A 16,509-nucleotide genomic window follows, 5' to 3' on the forward strand; every position below is an offset into this window, starting at 1 on the left:
TGGGGGGATCAGCCGGCGAACCAGCGCACCGGCTTCGGTGCGAGGTTCTGGTAGACGTGCTTCGTCTCGCGGTACTCGGCGAGCCCGGCGGGGCCCAGCTCGCGGCCGACGCCGCTCTTTCCGAAGCCGCCCCACTCCGCCTGCGGGAGGTAGGGGTGGAAGTCGTTGATCCAGACGGTGCCGTGGCGCAGGCGTCCGGCGACCCGGCGGGCACGTCCGGCGTCGGTGGTCCAGACGGCGCCCGCGAGGCCGTACTCGGTGTCGTTGGCGAGGGCGACCGCCTCGTTCTCGGTGCGGAAGGTCTCGACGGTGAGGACCGGTCCGAAGACCTCCTCCCGGACGACCCTCATCTCCCGGTGGCACTGGTCGAGGACGGTCGGCTCGTAGAAGTAGCCGGTGGCGGTCCGCTCGGCGGACGGTTCGGGACGCTTGCCGCCCGCGCGCAGCACCGCACCCTCCTCCAGCGCCGACCGCACGTATGCCTCGACCTTGGCGCGCTGCTGCTCGGAGACCAGCGGTCCGCACTCGACGCCCTCGGCCGTGCCCCGGCCGAGGCGGATCCGGGCGGCCCGCCGGGCGAGTTCGGCGACGAACCGTTCCCGCACGCTCTCCTCGATGATCAGCCGGGCGCCCGCCGAACAGACCTGGCCGCTGTGGATGAAGGCGGCGTTGAGGGCCTGGTCGACGGCGGTGTCGAAGCCCTCCTCGGTGACGCAGGCGTCGGCGAAGACCACGTTGGGGTTCTTGCCGCCGAGTTCGAGGGCGACCTTCTTCACGGTCGGGGCGGCGGCCTGCGCGACCTTGGTGCCGCTGGCCAGGCCGCCGGTGAAGGAGACCAGGTCGACGTCGGGGTGCTCGGCGAGGCGGGCGCCGACGGTGTGGCCGGGTCCGGTGACCAGGTTGGCGACTCCGGCGGGCAGGCCGGCCTCGGTCAGCAGGTCGATCAGCGCGATGGTCGTCATCGGGGTGATCTCGCTGGGCTTGATCACGAACGTGTTGCCGGCGGCGAGCGCCGGGGCGATCTTCCAACTGGCCTGGAGGAGGGGGTAGTTCCAGGGCGTGATCAGCGCGCAGACGCCGACGGGCTCGTGTACGACGACGCTGTGCACGTCGGCCGAGCCCGCGTCGACGACCCGGCCCGGGGCCTCTGAGGCGACCAGGTCGGCGAAGTAGCGGAAGGCGTCGGCGACGCAGTCGATGTCGATGCGGCCCTCCTCGGCGGTCTTGCCCGCGTCCCGGCTCTCCAGCAGGCCGAGTTCCTCGCGGTCGCGCACGAGGAGGTCGGCGACGCGGCGCAGCAGGGCGGCGCGCTCGCCGACGGGGGTGCCGGGCCAGGGGCCGTGGTCGAACGCCTGCCGGGCGGCGGCCACCGCGCGCTCCGCGTCCTTCTCGGCGCCCTCCGCGACCACGGCGAACGGCCGGGCGTCTGCGGGGTCGAGGATCTCGCGCGTCGCGCCGGAGCCGGCTTCCAGCCACTCGCCGCCCGCGTGGATGGTCGCCCGGGCCTGTCGTTCCGTTCTGTCCGCCATGATCGGTATTGCCTTCCGTTCCTGTTCAGTGCCCCTGTGTCACAGGCGTGACCCACTCAGGGACCGTGGCCGCCTGCCCCAGGCCTGTGGCGGACATGCGCAATCGGCGGCCGAAAGTGCGCGGGGTCACTGAAAAGTGCGAACGAATGCAGACAATTCGGACGTGGTCGGCAGGGCTGCCCGGCGGATGGCTCTCACTGCTGCTTACTGCTGCTTACTGCTGCTTGCTACTGCTTACTACTGCGGCTCATACCGGCGTTTCTCCACCACCAGCGGCAGTCCCTCGATGTCCGGAACCTGCAACTGGGCGGGCACCTCGGCCTCCGGATCGACCGTGACTTCCAGCACGAGCCTGTCGTCCCGCAGTTTCACGCCGATACCGGTCACGGACGGCAAGGACAGGATGCCCTGTTCATGGCGGCGCTGGATGGACAGCGCCTGTTCGAGGGTCATCTCCACTCATTCATTGTGCCTGCTCGTCCCTGAGATCACCCTGTGCGGGCAGCTCGCCAAGCGAAGTCACGGCATACGTGGGAGCGTGATGTGTGATGCCCATGACGACCTAAGGGGTGCACGATGCCAACGATCGAAGAACTCGTCGCCATCAAGCAGCAGGTCGAACAGCACTACATCGACCAGCCGGGCGTCACCGGAATCGACGTCGGCTACAAGGAAGTCGGCGGCGAGCTCACGGACCAGATCGCTGTGCGCGTCCATGTGGCCCGGAAAACCGATGACATACCGGCCGACCAGAGGGTTCCCGAGGAGATCCACGGCGCCGTCACCGATGTGGTGGAACGTGTCTACGAGCTCCACGTCACCTCCCTGCCCGTGGCTTTGCTGCCGGACGCCAAGCACTACTCGCCCCTTCGGGGAGGCGTGAGCATGGGCCCGAGCAGGGACATCGGCGACAGCATCTTCGCCGGCACGCTCGGTGCCGTCGTCATCGACAACGAGACCCAGGCCCGTGCGGCGCTGACCAACTTCCATGTCGCCGCCGTCGACGCGACGGGCCAGGCCGGCGACCGCATGGTGCAGCCCAGCCGTATCGAGCACGGCAAGGTTCCGCAGGACGAGTTCGGAGCCACCTTGCGCCTCGTTCTCTCCGACCACGTCGACGGTGCGGTGGTCGCCATCGACGAGGACCGGCAGACGTCGTGCGACATCGCCGAGATCGGCGGCGTGCACGGGACGAAGACCGCCGATCTCGGGATGACCGTACGCAAGCGCGGGCGGACGACGGGGCTGACCCTCGGCTCGGTCGACGGAATCTCGGCCACCGTCCAGGTGCCCTACGAGGGTCTCGGTGTGCGCACCTTGCGCGACCAGGTGAGCATCACGGCCGCCACCTCCCCCGACGCCGTCTTCTCCGACCACGGTGACTCGGGTTCCGTCATCGTCGACGACGACGGTTTCGTGGTGGCGCTGCTCTTCGCCGGCGCGGGGGCGAACACGGTCGGCAATCCGATCGCCTCCGTGCTTCAGGAGCTGAACGTCTCCATGTGCACCGGCGGGTGAGACGGCCACCACCAGCCACGGGCGCGGTCGCCCACGACCAAGGATGCGTCACGTCCTCGGGCGAGGCAGACTGGTCATGGAGTGCGAGGCACTCAAGCCCCCTGACACACCGCTCCCACCTCACCGGACAGTTGTGGGCGACGAAAGGTCGAGTCGGTGGACGGCATACGAGAGCATCGCCGGGCAACCGCCTGGTTGCAGCAGGCTCGCACCGCGGAGACCCGCGGCTCCCCGACCGGAATCGCACGCCCCACCAGCCGCGCGGTCCTTGCCGCCCTGGGCGACGCGGACCTCGACGACAGGGAGGCACCGAGGCTGTACCGCTTCGTGGTGGGCGTCGACCAGCAGGCCCGTCCGCTGGACGCCCAGGAGCTGGCGGAGCTGGGTGATCCGATGGCTGGGTTGTTCTTCCGCAAGGGCACCTACCCGCTGACGGTGCAGGATCTCCTCGCCGGGCTGCCCGAGCCGGCGACGAAGGCGAACCAGTCCGTGTATCTGATCGGCGAGGCCGGGCAGATTCCGCTCGGCTCCGCCCCCGAGCTGCCGCGTGCCCTGCGGTTCGCCGTCGCTCGCGCCGCCACCGGCCGGGACGTGGACCTGCTGGTGAGCACGGGGGCGAACGAGGATCCGGCCGCGACGTTTCTGCAGGTTGCCGCCTGGGATCCGGCCGCGAAGGTCTTCAACTACTACATGCGGATCAGCCCCGTGTGGGTGTGGGCGGGCAACTCGTGGTCCGCCCTCGCCCCCGGCTCCCGCGGCCACGGCTGCTTCGACAGCCACATCAACGGCAGCGTCGTGATGAAGGAGCTGAAAGCGCCCTGGAGCAACTGGCAGTCCCAGGCCGCGACGATTCGCCTGGCCCCGGACGACCCCTTCCGTGACGACCCGCTGTATCAGCAGGTCATCGGCGCCGAGAATCTCGAGCTGACCGTCCGTGCGCTGATCAGCCGCTGGACCGCCGCCCGCCTGGCAGCCGTCACACAGGACGGCACCGTGGAGCATCCCGAGCAGCTGATGCGCCATCTGTTCACCACGACCGCCGTGAACCTGGCCAGTACGGCGACCCAGAGTTCGACGGTCACCCCCACCAGTGGTGACCTGCTGCTACCCCCGGGCTTCTGGCTGAACGGCGACGCACTCCTGAGTGATCTCGAACTGCCCGTCACGTCCGCCCTTCCTCCCATGGCGCCGGCCGCCCACTACGTGGCGAGCCTGGCAACCTTCGACTTCGCCCTGGAGGAGAAGAGCAGCGGTTTTTCCCAGGCGGGGGACACCTTCTTCGCGTTCGTCGTACCGGAGCCGGCCTGCGAGGACAACGACGTGGTACGGCAGATGGTGGAACAGGGCCTGATCACGGCCAAGTTCGCCGCCTGCGCGTTCATGGTCGATTTCACCAACCCGGTCTTCAGCCCCGTCCGGGCGCGGTTGATGGCCCATGTCCCCACCACGCCGACCGCCGTGCCCGAGCTGCAGGACCACATCGCACAGGCGATCCTGGAAGCCGCCACGAGTCTGCCGCCCGGCAGCCCCGAGGGACGTTTCGCCGCCGACTGGGTCCTCGCCGACGACACCTGGCCCAAGGCCTTCGCCCAGCGGATCGACGACTACCTCGGTCACGTCGGCCGACGGATCCGTGAGTCCGCCGGGTTCGACGACTACGTCCGGCTGGCGGAGTCCCGCCGCCGCGACTTCAAGGCGATGCGGCTCAACGAGTTCGAGCTGACGCTGCCGACCACCAACATCCCCGCGAACGCCCCGCGGCTCAGGATGAACGACGACGGCACGGTCGCGCCCGCCTCCTGACAGCCACCGCCGTCCGCGGCTCCGTCCGTCCCCGGCCACCTCTCAGCGAAGGAGTGCCCCCATGAGCCTGCTCGCCTCCTACGGCCCACCCGGACAACTCGACGACCTCGACGAGACCGGCCTGAAGGCCTGGAACATGTTCATCAGCGACCGGGTCGACAGCTCGATCAAGGGCCCCGATCCCCACAAGGTGCTCAACGACAGCCCTCGCAGTCAGTTCTACAACCTCACCAAGACCGACACGGCGGCCGACGTCCAGGAGGCCACCGTCACCTGGACGGCCTTCCCCCGTCTGGTCAAGATCCAGTTCCTGTCCGACGCCCAGCGGTGGAAGCGGGCCGACGCCAGCCGGGACGTCCAGGACGAGTACTGCGAGTGGAGCGTCACCCGCAATACCGCCGGGAAGATCACCAAGGTCATGTTCACCTGCGAGGGCCCCGAGTACTGGCATCTGCTCGGCCAGTCGAACCCCGCCAAGGTTCTCGAGCTCTACCAGACTCACATCAGCCCGAACGTCCAGCACAGCGACCTCTTCGGAGCCACCGGGACCTACAACCCCCGTAACCGGTGGAACGACTCCGCGACACACGGCGCCATGCATCTGATCCAGGACAACAACACCCTGGGCGCCGAGATCGAACTCGCGGCCGCAGCCACCATCGTGCGGGTCATCGACGGCCACGAGCTGACCACCGAGCAGGAACTCGTCCACTGCAGCAAGTACGGCGAGCCCGAGCGCAACAGTGACCCGCACATCGGCGGAGCCGTGAACGCCCTCGCCCGGCAGAAGGCGGACATCTCCCTCGCCGACCCGGTCGGTCTCTACTTCGACAATCTGGCCACGGACGGCTGGGCCACCCCGGACGGCTCGGACCCCAGGGACTACTGGATCAGGCAGCGCGGCAGCGCGACCCACCCCGTGCGGTTCGTCTACGAGGTGCCCCAGGACAAGGGCTTCACCGTCGGCGACATCAAGATCAACGGCAAGCCCATCCAGTTCGGCGCGCAGATCACCGACTTCATCACCATCAAACTGACCGGCGTGGCCTGCCGGTTCGGACAGAGCACCACGCAACCGAAAACCGCCTGCGTGCAGGTGCCCCCTTCGCCCGTCGAGCCGGCCGCGGTCGCACGGGACCTCAGCGCGGCATCGGTCCCCGGCTACCGCGCCGCTGCACTCGCCACTTCCTGGACCCGCCGCCGCTGAGCAGCCCGTCCGGACGGCGCACCCGGTCACTGCCGCGCGGCCGACTCCGGGACCATCAACTCCCGCACGCAGCCGCGCAGCCAGGCGTGGGCCGGGTCGGCGTCGTGGCGCGGGTGCCAGGCCAGGCCCACCGGGAGCGGTGGGAGAGCGAGCGGCACCTCGAAGGTCACCAGGCCGAGGGCGGCGGCCGGCGGGCACCCCCAGGAGCTGACCAGCCCAACCAGGTCGGTCTCGCGCAGCACGAAGAACGAGGCCGGAAAGGTGCCGACGCTGCCCACCACCCGGCGCTCCAGGCCGAGTTCGGCCAGCGCCTCGTCGACCGGCCCGTGCAGTCTGCCGCGTCGGGAGACGTTGAGGTGATCGGCCTCGGTGGCGAACCGCTCGGGCGTCAACTCGCCTGTGAGCAGTGGGTGTCCGGCGCGTACGACACCCAGCATGCGGTCCTCGTACACCGTCTCGACGTGCACCTCGGGTGCGGTCGTGTCGATCACGCCGACCTCCAGATCGGCGGTGCCCTGGCGCAGGACCGGGGCGTCCACGTGGCTCTCCGACAGGAAGCGGAGGCGGATGCCGGGCGCCTCCTCGGCGGCACGGGCGAAGAGGGCCGCGCCATGGGACGCGGCGATCGCGTCGTGGCCGAGGATCGTGAACGTCCGTGAGACGGTGCGCAGATCGGTGTCCCGGCCCGGGGCGAACAGGGCGCGGGCCCGCTCCACCACCGCGCTCACCTCGGCCCGCACGGCCAGCGCGTGCGGGGTGGGCACCATCCGGCGCCCGGCGCGGACCAGCACGGGATCGCCGAGCGCCTTTCGGATCCGGCCGAGGGTACGGCTCATCGCCGGTTCGGAGAGATGCAGACGACGGGCGGCGCCCTGGACGCTCTGCTCGTCCAGGAGCACGTCCAGGGCGACCAGCAGATTCAGATCGAGGCCGGTCGACGGGCCGGTGGATTGCGTCACGCGCAACTGTCCCTTGCAAAGGTTGCACTGGAAAGCAGGTCAGCGCCGAGCCTACGGTGACAGGGCACCCCACACCATCCAGCTCCCGGGAGGAGCCGTGCCCTCGCACGCCCTGAAACGCCCGACACTCCTGACCCTGTGCGCCTGCGTCCTGGTCGCCCAGAGCATGGTTGCCGCCATCAACCTCCTGATCCCCGAACTGATGTCGTCGTCCCTGCACCCCTCGCACACCGAGATCCTGTGGACGGTCGACGCGTACGTCATCGCCTTCGCCGGCCTCCTCGTCCCGGCCGGCGCGCTCGGCGACCGGTACGGCCGCAAGGGCGCCCTGCTCGCCGGGCTCGCCCTGTTCGCCGCAGGCGCCGGCACCAGCGCGCTCGCGTCCGGCCCGGCCGTACTGATCGCGGGCCGCGGCCTGTCCGGCGCCGGAGCCGCGCTGATCACCCCCGCCACGATGTCGATCCTGCTCCACCTGTCCGCCCCGGAGCACCGGGCCCGCACCATGGCGGCCTGGACGCTGGCCATCGGTCTGGGCGGGGCCATGGGCAACCTGGGCGGCGGCCTGGTCGGCCAGTACCTGTCCTGGCGGGCCCTGTTCGCGGCGATGGTCCCGCTGGCCGCGTTCCTGGCCCTCGCGGTGGCCGTCACCACCCCGCGCACGGACCGCTCCGCGCACAGCAACCTCGACCCCCTCGGCACGCTCCTGCTCACGGCGGGCCTGGTCACGGTCCTCTTCGGCATCATCGAGGGCCCGACCTACGGCTGGACCTCCCCGCGCATCCTCGGCTCGTTCGCCGCGGGCGCCCTGCTGACCGCGCTCTTCACCGCCCACGCGCTGCGCTCGCCCACGCCCCTGTTCGACCCGCGAGTCTTCGCCTCGGCCCGGCTGCGCTCGTCCGCCCTCGGCACGGCGACCGGCTTCTTCGGCCTGTTCTCCCTCTTCTACGTCAACTCGCAGTATCTGCAGGGCGTGAAGGGCTTCGGCGCCGCCCTGACCGGGGTCGCGATCATGCCGCTGACGGTGGGCATGGCGCTGGTCCCGAAGTTCGCCGCCCGCTGGGCAAGCCGTCCGCGCCCGGTCGTCGGCGCCGGGCTCACCCTGATCGGCACCGGACTGCTCGGCGCGTCCACCGTCGACGTGTCCACGCCGTACTGGGCGTACACCTGCTGGCTGCTCGTCATCTCGGCCGGCACCGGGCTGTCCATGCCCGCCCTCACCCTCGGTGTCGTCACCTCGCTCCCACCCCACCAGGCGGGCCTCGGCTCCGGTCTCGGCACCACGGCCCGCGAGACCGGCGCGGCCCTGGGGGTCGCGGTCACCGGAACGGTCCTGTCCTCCCACCGCGGCCTCTCCGACGGCATGGGACCGGCCCTGCGCACGGTCGCCCTGGTGGTGCTGGCCGCGACGGCCGTCGTGGTCGCCGGGTACGGCGGCGGGACGGGTGCACGTGCTGTCGCGCCCACCGACGAACGCGTACTGTCGCGTTCGGCGCGCTCCTGACGCGCAACTGCCCTGCAACACATCGGAGTCGACGCCCGCTTCCGCCAAGGAGACCGTCCGTGCCTGCCCTGCTGAACCCCGTCCTCGACCTGCTGACGCTCCGCGGCACCGTCACCGAGGCCGAACCGATCGCCGCCCGTATGCGGCGCCTGCGCATCGAGGGCGACGCGCTCGCCGGGCTGACCGTGCAGCCGGGACAGCAGGTGCGGGTCCTGGTCGGCGGCGGGCTGACCCGGCGTACGTACTCGGTGTGGCGCTACGAGCCCGCCGGCGCCGTCGAGTTGTGCGTGCTGGACCATCCGGGGGCCGGGCCGGGAGCGCGGTGGGGGCGGGCCGCCGGGGTCGGCGACGAGGTGCGGATGGGCCGGCCGGAGGGGTCGTTCGTGCTGCATCCCGAGGCCGCGCACCATGTGTTCGTCGGGGACGAGACGGCCTCGGTCGCCTTCGGGGCGATACTCGCGGCGCTGCCCGAGGGGGCACGGATCTCGGGGTGCGTCGAGACGGAGACGGCAGCGGACCGGCTGCCGCTCGCGCACGCCGGGCGGCTCGACTGGCTGGTCCGGGGCGCAAGTTCGCTGCCGGAGGCGGTACAGCGGCTCGGTCCCGAGCCCGGCGGCGTGGCCTACGTCGCCGGGGAGGCGCGGACCGTGCAGGCGGTGCGGCAGGTGCTCGTCCGGGAGGCGGGCTGGAACCGGCGCGCGGTGCTCACCAAGCCGTTCTGGGCACCGGGCAAGCGCGGGATGGAGTGACCCCCTGGGCCCGGCCTAGCCGCACTGGGTGCCCGTCGGGCAGAACGAGGCCAGGGCGGTGTCGAGCGGCCCGCGGACCAGGTCGGCGGAGAGATCCTCGGGGCCGCTGGAGCGGATCGCGTACAGCGTGCCGTCGGCGGCCTGGAAGCGGTGGTCGACGACCTGGCGGGCGCCCTTGTCCTTGTCGTCGTAGCGGTACGCCAGCTCGGCCCAGGTGTCGCCCGACGTGCGGTTCCCGGCCTGGAAGCCGGGCTGCCGGGAGTAGCCGTAGCCGGGGTCGTTCTCGGCCAGGTCCAGGGACTCGGCCGGAGTGGACTCGGAGAGCTCGAAGATCTGCAGCTGGCGGCCGTCGGACGGGGAGTCGTAGTAGACCACCATGGCCTTCTCACCGTGCTGCTGCCTGCGGGTCCAGCCCTCGGGGACGTCGATCGTGTAGCCGACCGGGTCGTGGGCGGTGCGGTAGCCGACGGGAGGCGAGGAGGCGAGCGTCGAGACGGACGGGGTCTCGGACGGGGTCTCGGACGGGGTCTCCGGGGTGTTCGGGGTCGCCGGCGGGAGCGAGGTTCCCGGCGTCGAGGCGCCGACGCTGACACTGCTGGCGGGGCCGGGAGCGGCCGCGGTCCCGTGGTCGCCGGTGAAGTACCAGACGCCGAGACCGGATCCCACGGCCGCGACGACGGCGGCGGCGAGCACGAGGAGCGCCCGCCCGGGACCGTGTCCGGCGCCTCGTCCGGGGCTGGTGACGGGGTGATACGGGGGCGTCGGCTCGGCCGGGGCCCAGGTCTGGGGCGGCGAAGGCATCTGGGACGGCGTGTGAACCTGGGGCATCGGCACGCCGGCCTGCGTCTCGGCGGACGCCCACGGCGGAGGCGGCGGGGGCGGGGTGTCACCGAGGCGGCTGATGCGGCGGTCGGCCCACGGCGGAGGAGTGTCGCCCGGGCCCGCACCGGCGGACGGCGGCGCTGTCCGGTCCGTCCAGGTCTCCGCGGAGACCCACGGCGGCGGGGTGTCCGGCTGGTGGGCGGCCCAGGCGGCCCGGCCTCTCTCCTCGCTGGGCTCGCGCTCCGGCCCGGAACCGGAACTGTGACCGTCCTGCCCGTGACCCTCCTGGCCGTGACCCTCCTGCCCCTGCGCGTCCTGCCCCTGCGCGTCCTGCCCGCGCTCGTACCAGTCCTGGCTGTCCCATCCGCTCATCGCGAACCCCCCGAATTCACCCTGTCGCGTACCGCTCTTGACGGTAGCGGCGAAAACGGGCGCGGGCCCCGTTCCGGAGGAAATCCGGAACGGAGCCCGTGCGGTCTCGTGACAGAGACGGGTCCGTCAGGCGGCTCGGATCTCAGATGAGGCCGAGGGAACGGACCGCGTCGCGCTCCTCCTCGAGCTCCTTGACGGAGGCGTCGATGCGGGCGCGGGAGAACTCGTTGATGTCCAGGCCCTGGACGATCTCGTACTTGCCGTCCTTCGTGGTGACCGGGAAGGAGGAGATCAGGCCCTCCGGGACGCCGTAGGAGCCGTCCGACGGGATGCCCATGGAGGTCCAGTCGCCCTCGGCGGTGCCGTTGACCCAGGTGTACACGTGGTCGATCGCGGCGTTGGCGGCGGAGGCGGCCGACGACGCGCCACGGGCCTCGATGATCGCGGCGCCGCGCTTGGCCACGGTCGGGATGAAGTCCTCGGCCAGCCACTTCTCGTCGTTGACGACCTCGGCGGCGTTCTTACCGGCCACGCTGGCGTGGAAGATGTCCGGGTACTGGGTGGCGGAGTGGTTGCCCCAGATGGTCAGGCGCTTGATGTCGGCGACCGTGGTGCCCGTCTTCTTCGCGAGCTGGGTCAGCGCGCGGTTGTGGTCCAGACGGGTCATCGCGGTGAAGCGCTCGGCCGGTACGTCCGGGGCGGCGGCCTGGGCGATCAGCGCGTTGGTGTTGGCCGGGTTGCCGACGACCAGGACCTTGATGTCGTCCGCGGCGTGGTCGTTGATGGCCTTGCCCTGCGGCTTGAAGATGCCGCCGTTGGCCGAGAGGAGGTCACCGCGCTCCATGCCCTTGGTGCGCGGGCGGGCGCCCACGAGGAGGGCCACGTTGGCGCCGTCGAAGGCGACGTTCGGGTCGTCCGTGATGTCGATGCCCTGCAGGAGCGGGAACGCGCAGTCGTCCAGCTCCATCGCGGTGCCCTCGGCGGCCTTCAGGGCCGGGGTGATCTCCAGGAGGCGCAGCTTGACCGGCACGTCCGCGCCGAGCAGCTGGCCGGAGGCGATGCGGAAGAGCAGGGCGTAACCGATCTGGCCGGCCGCGCCGGTGACGGTGACGTTCACGGGAGTGCGGGTCATGGCGTTCTCCGTATGACAGCTGGCGGTGGGGCGTCCCTGCCCCTGGGGTACGGGATCCCCGCCCCGGCTTGTGGCCGGTGCCCGCTGCGATGATCGATCACGGGTACGAATGATCGATCTCTTGGCGTCAAGAGAGATCCAGCGGTCAGGCTATCGCGCCTCCGGTATCCCGGACGTCCGGGTCGGTGTGGCCCGTCCCACAGAGAGACGAAAGAAGGCGGCCGCCCGTCCGGGAGAGGTGAGACGAAGGCGGCCGCCGTCTGGGGGACCGGTTCCCGGACTCCCGTGGGGGTAACGTTCGCGTGCCCACGATCCGGCGGGTCATGCCTGTCTCACGCGGATCTTTTCGCCGGCCGGCACGCGGGGGCATGCCGGCCGGCCCCAGAAGTGAACGTTTCTACTCCGTGCACCCCTTCCGGCCCGAGGCCAGCGTCGCGCACGCCTTGGCCTCGCCCGCGCCCTTCACGGCCACCATGGGGGTGTACGCGATGGTGTCGCCCGCGGTCGTGATGTCACCGGTCTGCTTGACCTTGCCCACGACGACCTGGACCTGGTCCCCCTGCGCGGCCCCGGTGATCCGCCCCCAGGCCGCGCCGCAGGTCTTGCTGTAGCGGACTTCGAGAACGGTGGTGCCGATGGCGACGCTCTTGGTGGTGGACACCAGGTCGCCGCTGCACCCCATGCTCTCGGCGTCCTTGCCGGTGCAGCCGGCGCCGCTGCACTTGACCCCGGCGGGCAGGTCGGAGGCGCTGACCGACGGGGAGGGCGACTTGGTGGCACCCTCGTGCTTCTTGTCGCCGCCGCGGTGGGTGAAGAAGAAGACGGCGGCTATCACGACGGCCATGCCGACGACGCCCGCGAGGAACATCGTCAGCCGCCGCTTGCCCCCGGCCCCCGCGGAGGAGGACCCGCCGGGACGCGGACCCTGCGGGGGTTCGCCGTACGGGCCCGCAGTCGCCGGGGACAGGCCGGGGCCGTCCGGAGAGGCCGAGGCCGGAGCCGGAGCGGGAGCGGGAGCCGGTCCCGAGGCCGAAGGCATCGCCGCCTGGCCGGAGGGGCGGCGGCTCGTCCTCGACGGACCCTCGTACCCGGCGATCCCCCAGGAGTTGGGGCCGTCCGGCGCGGAGGTCCGCGCGGCCTCCTCCCGGGCGTCGGCGTCGGGCGCCGTCGGCTGCGGCGGGATCGTCGGGGACACGCCCGCGGGCCCCGCGATCCCGGGAGTGACCGTCGCGCTGCCGCCCTTGCGGGTCGCCTTGCTCCCGTTGGCGCCCGCGGCAGGCTGCCCGCCGAACTCCCCGAGCGCGGCGCGCGCCTGGGAGATCCGGATCGCCTCCATGGTCATGTCGTGGCGCATCTCCGAACGGCTCCAGGCGCGTTCGGCGAGCTCCCACATGGTCGTCAGGTGAATGGGATTGGTGCCGGTGACCTCGGCGAGCGCGACGATCGCGCCCTTGGGCGCGAGGAGCCGGCCGTTGAGATAACGCTCCCAGGACGTCTTGCTGTAGCCCGTGCGGTCGGCCAGCGCCGCGATGCTCAGCCCACTGCGGTCCACGAGCCGCCGCAGTTGGCTTGCGAACTCCCTGACCTGCGGATCGAGTTCATCCGGCAAGGCTTTCCAACGAGGCATTGGTTCCCCCTCTTCCCCCCGGTTGGTGCTGTTTGGTTCCCCGCGCCTTCCCCTGGTCGATCCCGCGCGCTCGGGCCCCCGGCCAGTCCCCGTTCTGGCTACCCACAGGGATGCGTCTGTTAAGGGGCACAGTTCCCGGGAAGGGGGCGCACGGAAGCAATAGGCCCGTTGGGCATGCACCGTTGCACGCCGACCGCTCCGCGGTCCACCGGACCGTCCCGATTGGACACGTTAGCCCGATTGTTCGGTGCCTTCCTGACATATCCCCGAACCTGTCAAGACATCGACACAGTGGATACACGGCCGTGACCTCGCCCGTCACAGAGGCGCACAGGTCACCCGAAGACCACGGCCCCGACGACCGTGACCAGGATCAGGACCAGGAGCAGCAGGACCGCGGACAGCAGCAGGCGCCCTGCCGGGCGGGGCGGCGGCTCCTCCCGCGGCCGGTCCCACCACGGGAGCGTGGGGTCGTCCTCGTACTCCTCGGCGCCGGCGGGCCTCTCCTCGCGGTCCGGTGCCGTCGCCGGGCGCGGCCAGGCCTGGACCGCGAGTTCCCAGCGCACGGCGTGCCGGTCGGCGTCCGGGCCGGCCACGCCCGCGACCCGGCACAGCGCGACGACGGCCTGCCGGGGCGGCGGCTGGACCGCGTTGAGGTAGCGCTGCCAGGAGGACTTGCTGTACGCGGTGCGCGCGCCCAGCGCGACCAGGCTGAGGCCGGTGCGGTCCTTGAGGAGCCGCAACTGCTCGACGAAATGCCGTACTTCCGGCGGCAGTCCGTCCGGCAGCGGCTGCCAGCCGCCCATCGTGCACCTCCACGGCCTGCCTCGGCTCATCGGTTCGCCCGCTCTGAGCAGGTGACGACGCCGGGCGGCCGATCGGTTCCCGGGGCCGGAGGCAGGGCGCGGTCACGTGGCGGAACGGTCACTTCCGTGCCACAGCGCACTGACAGGCGTTGAAGTGGCCGTTCCCGGTGCAGGAGTGTGGGTGCCGGCGGCGGTCCGTCCCTGTTCGGGGGAAGGGGCGGGCCGCCGCCGTCGGCGCTGGTTCTTCGTCGTCGCTAGTTCTTCATCGTGAAGTGCAGCGTGTCCTTCAGGAACGGGATCTCCAGCCAGGGCCTGGGCTGGGCCATCATCGCCAGCAGGACGATCGCCATGCCCAGCACGCCGTACGTGACGATGTCCGTGAAGCGGGAGCGCACGGCGAGCATGCCGACGCTCGGCAGGACCCAGCGCATGACCGCGCCGGCCAGCAGGGCGGCGCCGATCAGCAGGGTCCCGTAGCGGAACACGTCGAGGGCGGTCAGCAGCAGGCCGACGCCGACAGCCGTCAGCACGACGAGCATCGGCCACTGCCGGGCCGGTGCCGGGGCGTCGCCGGGAGCGGCCCGGCCGCCGCCCTCGGGGCGGGCGGTGTCCTTCGTGAAGAGCGGGAAGCGGCGCGTGACACGGCGCGGGCGCCCCTCGGTGTCGGGGGCGCTGATCGCGTCGCTCACGGTCGGCTCCGGGCCCGGTGCGTTCTCAGCCGGCACTGCGCTCCGCCGCCTCGACCACGTTGACGAGCAGCTGCGCCCGGGTCATCGGGCCCACGCCGCCCGGGTTCGGGGAGATCCAGCCGGCCACCTTCGCGACGTCCGGGTGGACGTCGCCCACGATCTTGCCCTCGGCGCTGCGCGAGACGCCGACGTCGAGGACGGCAGCGCCCGGCTTGACGTCCTCGGGCCGGATCAGGTGGGCGGAACCGGCCGCCGCGACGATGATGTCCGCGCGCTTGAGGTGGGCGGAGAGGTCACGGGTGCCGGTGTGGCACTGGGTCACGGTCGCGTTCTCGCTGCGCCGGGTGAGCAGCAGCGGCATCGGGCGGCCGATGGTGATGCCACGGCCGACGACCACGACCTCCGCGCCCTTGATCTCCACGCCGTAGCGGCGCAGCAGGGTCAGGACGCCGTTGGGGGTGCAGGGCAGCGGGGCCGGCTCGCCCAGGACCAGGCGGCCGAGGTTCATCGGGTGCAGGCCGTCGGCGTCCTTGTCCGGGTCCATCAGTTCGAGGATGCGGTTCTCGTCGATGCCCTTGGGCAGCGGCAGCTGGACGATGTAGCCGGTGCAGGCCGGGTCCTCGTTCAGCTCCCGTACGACCGCCTCGATCTCCTCCTGCGTCGCCGTGGCCGGCAGCTCGCGCTGGATGGAGGCGATACCGACCTCCGCGCAGTCGCGGTGCTTGCCGGCGACGTACTTCTGGCTGCCGGGGTCGTCCCCGACCAGGATCGTGCCGAGGCCGGGCGTGATGCCCTTCTCCTTCAGCGCCGCCACGCGGGCGGTCAGATCGGACTTGATCGCGGCTGCGGTGGCCTTGCCATCGAGAATCTGGGCAGTCATGTACCCATCCTCGCGGATGACCGGCTCCGGGTTCCAATCCGGGTTCCCTCCAGGTTCCGATCCGGGTGCCCGTCCGGAGCCGCTTCTTGATCAACGATGTTGCACTTGCACAACACATAGTGAATGCGGCTGGACAAGTAAGACACCCCTGAAGAACGATGAGCAGACAGTGCCGCGGGCAGTACCGGGGGGACAGGCCGCATCTGTAGAACCCTCCTCCGAACCGTGCCGCGCGTCGTCCCCGCACTTGGAACAACGGAGGAAAGACCGCCATGAGCTTCGGCGAACCGAACAACCCCTACGGCCCGCCACCTCAGCAGCCACCGGCCCCGCCGAACTACGGCTACCCCCAGCAGGGCCCGGCACAGCCCGGCGTCCCGCCGCAGGGCTACGGCTACCCCCAGCAGCCCGCCTACGGCGCCTACCCCGGCGCCAACATGATGCCGCAGACGATGCCCGGCCTGATGATGACCGCCCGCGTCCTGCTCTACATCGTGGCAGCCGTGCAGGTCCTCGGCGGCGTCTTCGCCATCTTCGGCGCGGCGACCCTCAACGACGCGTCCAACGCGGGTGAGGACACGTTCGGCAGCAACGGCTTCTCCGACATGGGGCACGCGGGGGCCGGCGTCATCCTCGTCGTCGCCCTGCTCTTCCTCGGTCTCGCGGGCCTGTCGATCACGCTGGGCGTCAAGTTCTCCCGGGGCGGCCAGGGCATCCGTATCACCACGATGATCTACGGCATCCTGGGCTCCCTGTTCGGTGTCCTGATCCTGATCGGCGCGGCCAATGCCAACTCCTCCGCGGCGCTGGTGTGGGCGCTGCTGTGGATCGGCTTCGGCGGCATCATGGCGGCGGCCATGATCACCCCGTCGGGCGCCGCGTGGTTCAACCGCCCGCGGTACTGAGCCGGTACAC

At 71.2% G+C, this 16,509-nt stretch carries 15 protein-coding genes; 6 read left to right on the forward strand and 9 right to left on the reverse strand.

Annotated features, from left to right (window positions below; genetic code table 11):
• Positions 1-8: 8 nt before the first annotated feature.
• Positions 9-1,529 carry an aldehyde dehydrogenase family protein gene (locus tag ACIPSA_RS09810; RefSeq protein ID WP_402631119.1) on the reverse strand — a complete coding sequence of 507 codons (1,521 nt, stop codon included), beginning with the start codon at positions 1,527-1,529 and terminating at the stop codon, positions 9-11.
• A gap of 237 nt (positions 1,530-1,766) precedes the next feature.
• Entirely contained in the window at positions 1,767-1,982 is a 216-nt protein-coding gene (locus tag ACIPSA_RS09815; protein ID WP_402631121.1) for a hypothetical protein, read from the reverse strand.
• Positions 1,983-2,105: 123 nt separating this feature from the next.
• On the opposite strand from ACIPSA_RS09815, the gene ACIPSA_RS09820 reads away from it, so the two are divergent.
• The 3 genes from ACIPSA_RS09820 (at position 2,106) to ACIPSA_RS09830 (ending at position 6,057) form a co-directional block, all read left to right on the forward strand.
• On the forward strand, positions 2,106-3,047 hold the full coding sequence (locus tag ACIPSA_RS09820; protein WP_402631124.1) for a hypothetical protein: 942 nt from the start codon (positions 2,106-2,108) through the stop codon (positions 3,045-3,047).
• Positions 3,048-3,203: 156 nt separating this feature from the next.
• Positions 3,204-4,850: a hypothetical protein gene (locus ACIPSA_RS09825; RefSeq protein WP_402631127.1), complete on the forward strand. Its 1,647-nt coding sequence runs from the start codon at positions 3,204-3,206 to the stop codon at positions 4,848-4,850.
• Positions 4,851-4,911: 61 nt separating this feature from the next.
• A complete protein-coding gene (locus ACIPSA_RS09830) occupies positions 4,912-6,057 on the forward strand; it encodes a hypothetical protein (protein WP_402631128.1) in 1,146 nt (381 codons plus the stop codon).
• 26 nt (positions 6,058-6,083) lie between these two features.
• Here the strand turns inward: ACIPSA_RS09830 and ACIPSA_RS09835 are convergent, their stop codons facing one another.
• Positions 6,084-7,022, reverse strand: a complete 939-nt coding sequence (locus tag ACIPSA_RS09835; RefSeq protein ID WP_402631131.1) for a LysR family transcriptional regulator — start codon at positions 7,020-7,022, stop codon at positions 6,084-6,086.
• 91 nt (positions 7,023-7,113) lie between these two features.
• Between ACIPSA_RS09835 and ACIPSA_RS09840 the strand changes: the two genes are divergently transcribed.
• The gene (locus ACIPSA_RS09840) at positions 7,114-8,517 is read left to right on the forward strand and encodes an MFS transporter (protein ID WP_402631133.1); all 1,404 of its coding nucleotides are present in this window, start codon (positions 7,114-7,116) and stop codon (positions 8,515-8,517) included.
• Between the two features lie 59 nt (positions 8,518-8,576).
• On the forward strand, positions 8,577-9,266 hold the full coding sequence (locus tag ACIPSA_RS09845; RefSeq protein WP_402631136.1) for a siderophore-interacting protein: 690 nt from the start codon (positions 8,577-8,579) through the stop codon (positions 9,264-9,266).
• Between the two features lie 15 nt (positions 9,267-9,281).
• Here ACIPSA_RS09845 and ACIPSA_RS09850 read toward each other — a convergent pair whose 3' ends face one another.
• The 6 genes from ACIPSA_RS09850 to ACIPSA_RS09875 form a co-directional block, all read right to left on the reverse strand.
• Positions 9,282-10,460, reverse strand: a complete 1,179-nt coding sequence (locus ACIPSA_RS09850) for a hypothetical protein (protein ID WP_402631139.1) — start codon at positions 10,458-10,460, stop codon at positions 9,282-9,284.
• A gap of 142 nt (positions 10,461-10,602) precedes the next feature.
• Positions 10,603-11,592: a malate dehydrogenase gene (locus tag ACIPSA_RS09855; protein ID WP_402631142.1), complete on the reverse strand. Its 990-nt coding sequence runs from the start codon at positions 11,590-11,592 to the stop codon at positions 10,603-10,605.
• Positions 11,593-11,989: 397 nt separating this feature from the next.
• Positions 11,990-13,219 (reverse strand): helix-turn-helix domain-containing protein, encoded by a 1,230-nt coding sequence (locus tag ACIPSA_RS09860; protein ID WP_402631145.1) that lies wholly within the window; start codon positions 13,217-13,219, stop codon positions 11,990-11,992.
• Between the two features lie 335 nt (positions 13,220-13,554).
• On the reverse strand, positions 13,555-14,025 hold the full coding sequence (locus tag ACIPSA_RS09865; protein ID WP_402631148.1) for a helix-turn-helix domain-containing protein: 471 nt from the start codon (positions 14,023-14,025) through the stop codon (positions 13,555-13,557).
• A gap of 254 nt (positions 14,026-14,279) precedes the next feature.
• Positions 14,280-14,750, reverse strand: a complete 471-nt coding sequence (locus ACIPSA_RS09870) for a DUF3017 domain-containing protein (RefSeq protein WP_402631150.1) — start codon at positions 14,748-14,750, stop codon at positions 14,280-14,282.
• Positions 14,740-15,594 carry a bifunctional methylenetetrahydrofolate dehydrogenase/methenyltetrahydrofolate cyclohydrolase gene (locus ACIPSA_RS09875; RefSeq protein ID WP_402631153.1) on the reverse strand — a complete coding sequence of 285 codons (855 nt, stop codon included), beginning with the start codon at positions 15,592-15,594 and terminating at the stop codon, positions 14,740-14,742. The genes ACIPSA_RS09870 and ACIPSA_RS09875 overlap by 11 nt, the downstream gene beginning before the upstream one ends.
• 272 nt (positions 15,595-15,866) lie before the next feature.
• Here ACIPSA_RS09875 and ACIPSA_RS09880 point away from each other — a divergent pair, with 272 nt between their 5' ends.
• Positions 15,867-16,499, forward strand: coding sequence for a hypothetical protein (locus tag ACIPSA_RS09880; protein ID WP_402631156.1), 633 nt, complete (start codon positions 15,867-15,869; stop codon positions 16,497-16,499).
• The last annotated feature ends 10 nt before the right edge of the window (positions 16,500-16,509 follow it).

Origin of the sequence: Streptomyces sp. NPDC086549 (assembly GCF_044746205.1) — a bacterium.
In the GTDB taxonomy this organism is placed as follows: domain Bacteria; phylum Actinomycetota; class Actinomycetes; order Streptomycetales; family Streptomycetaceae; genus Streptomyces.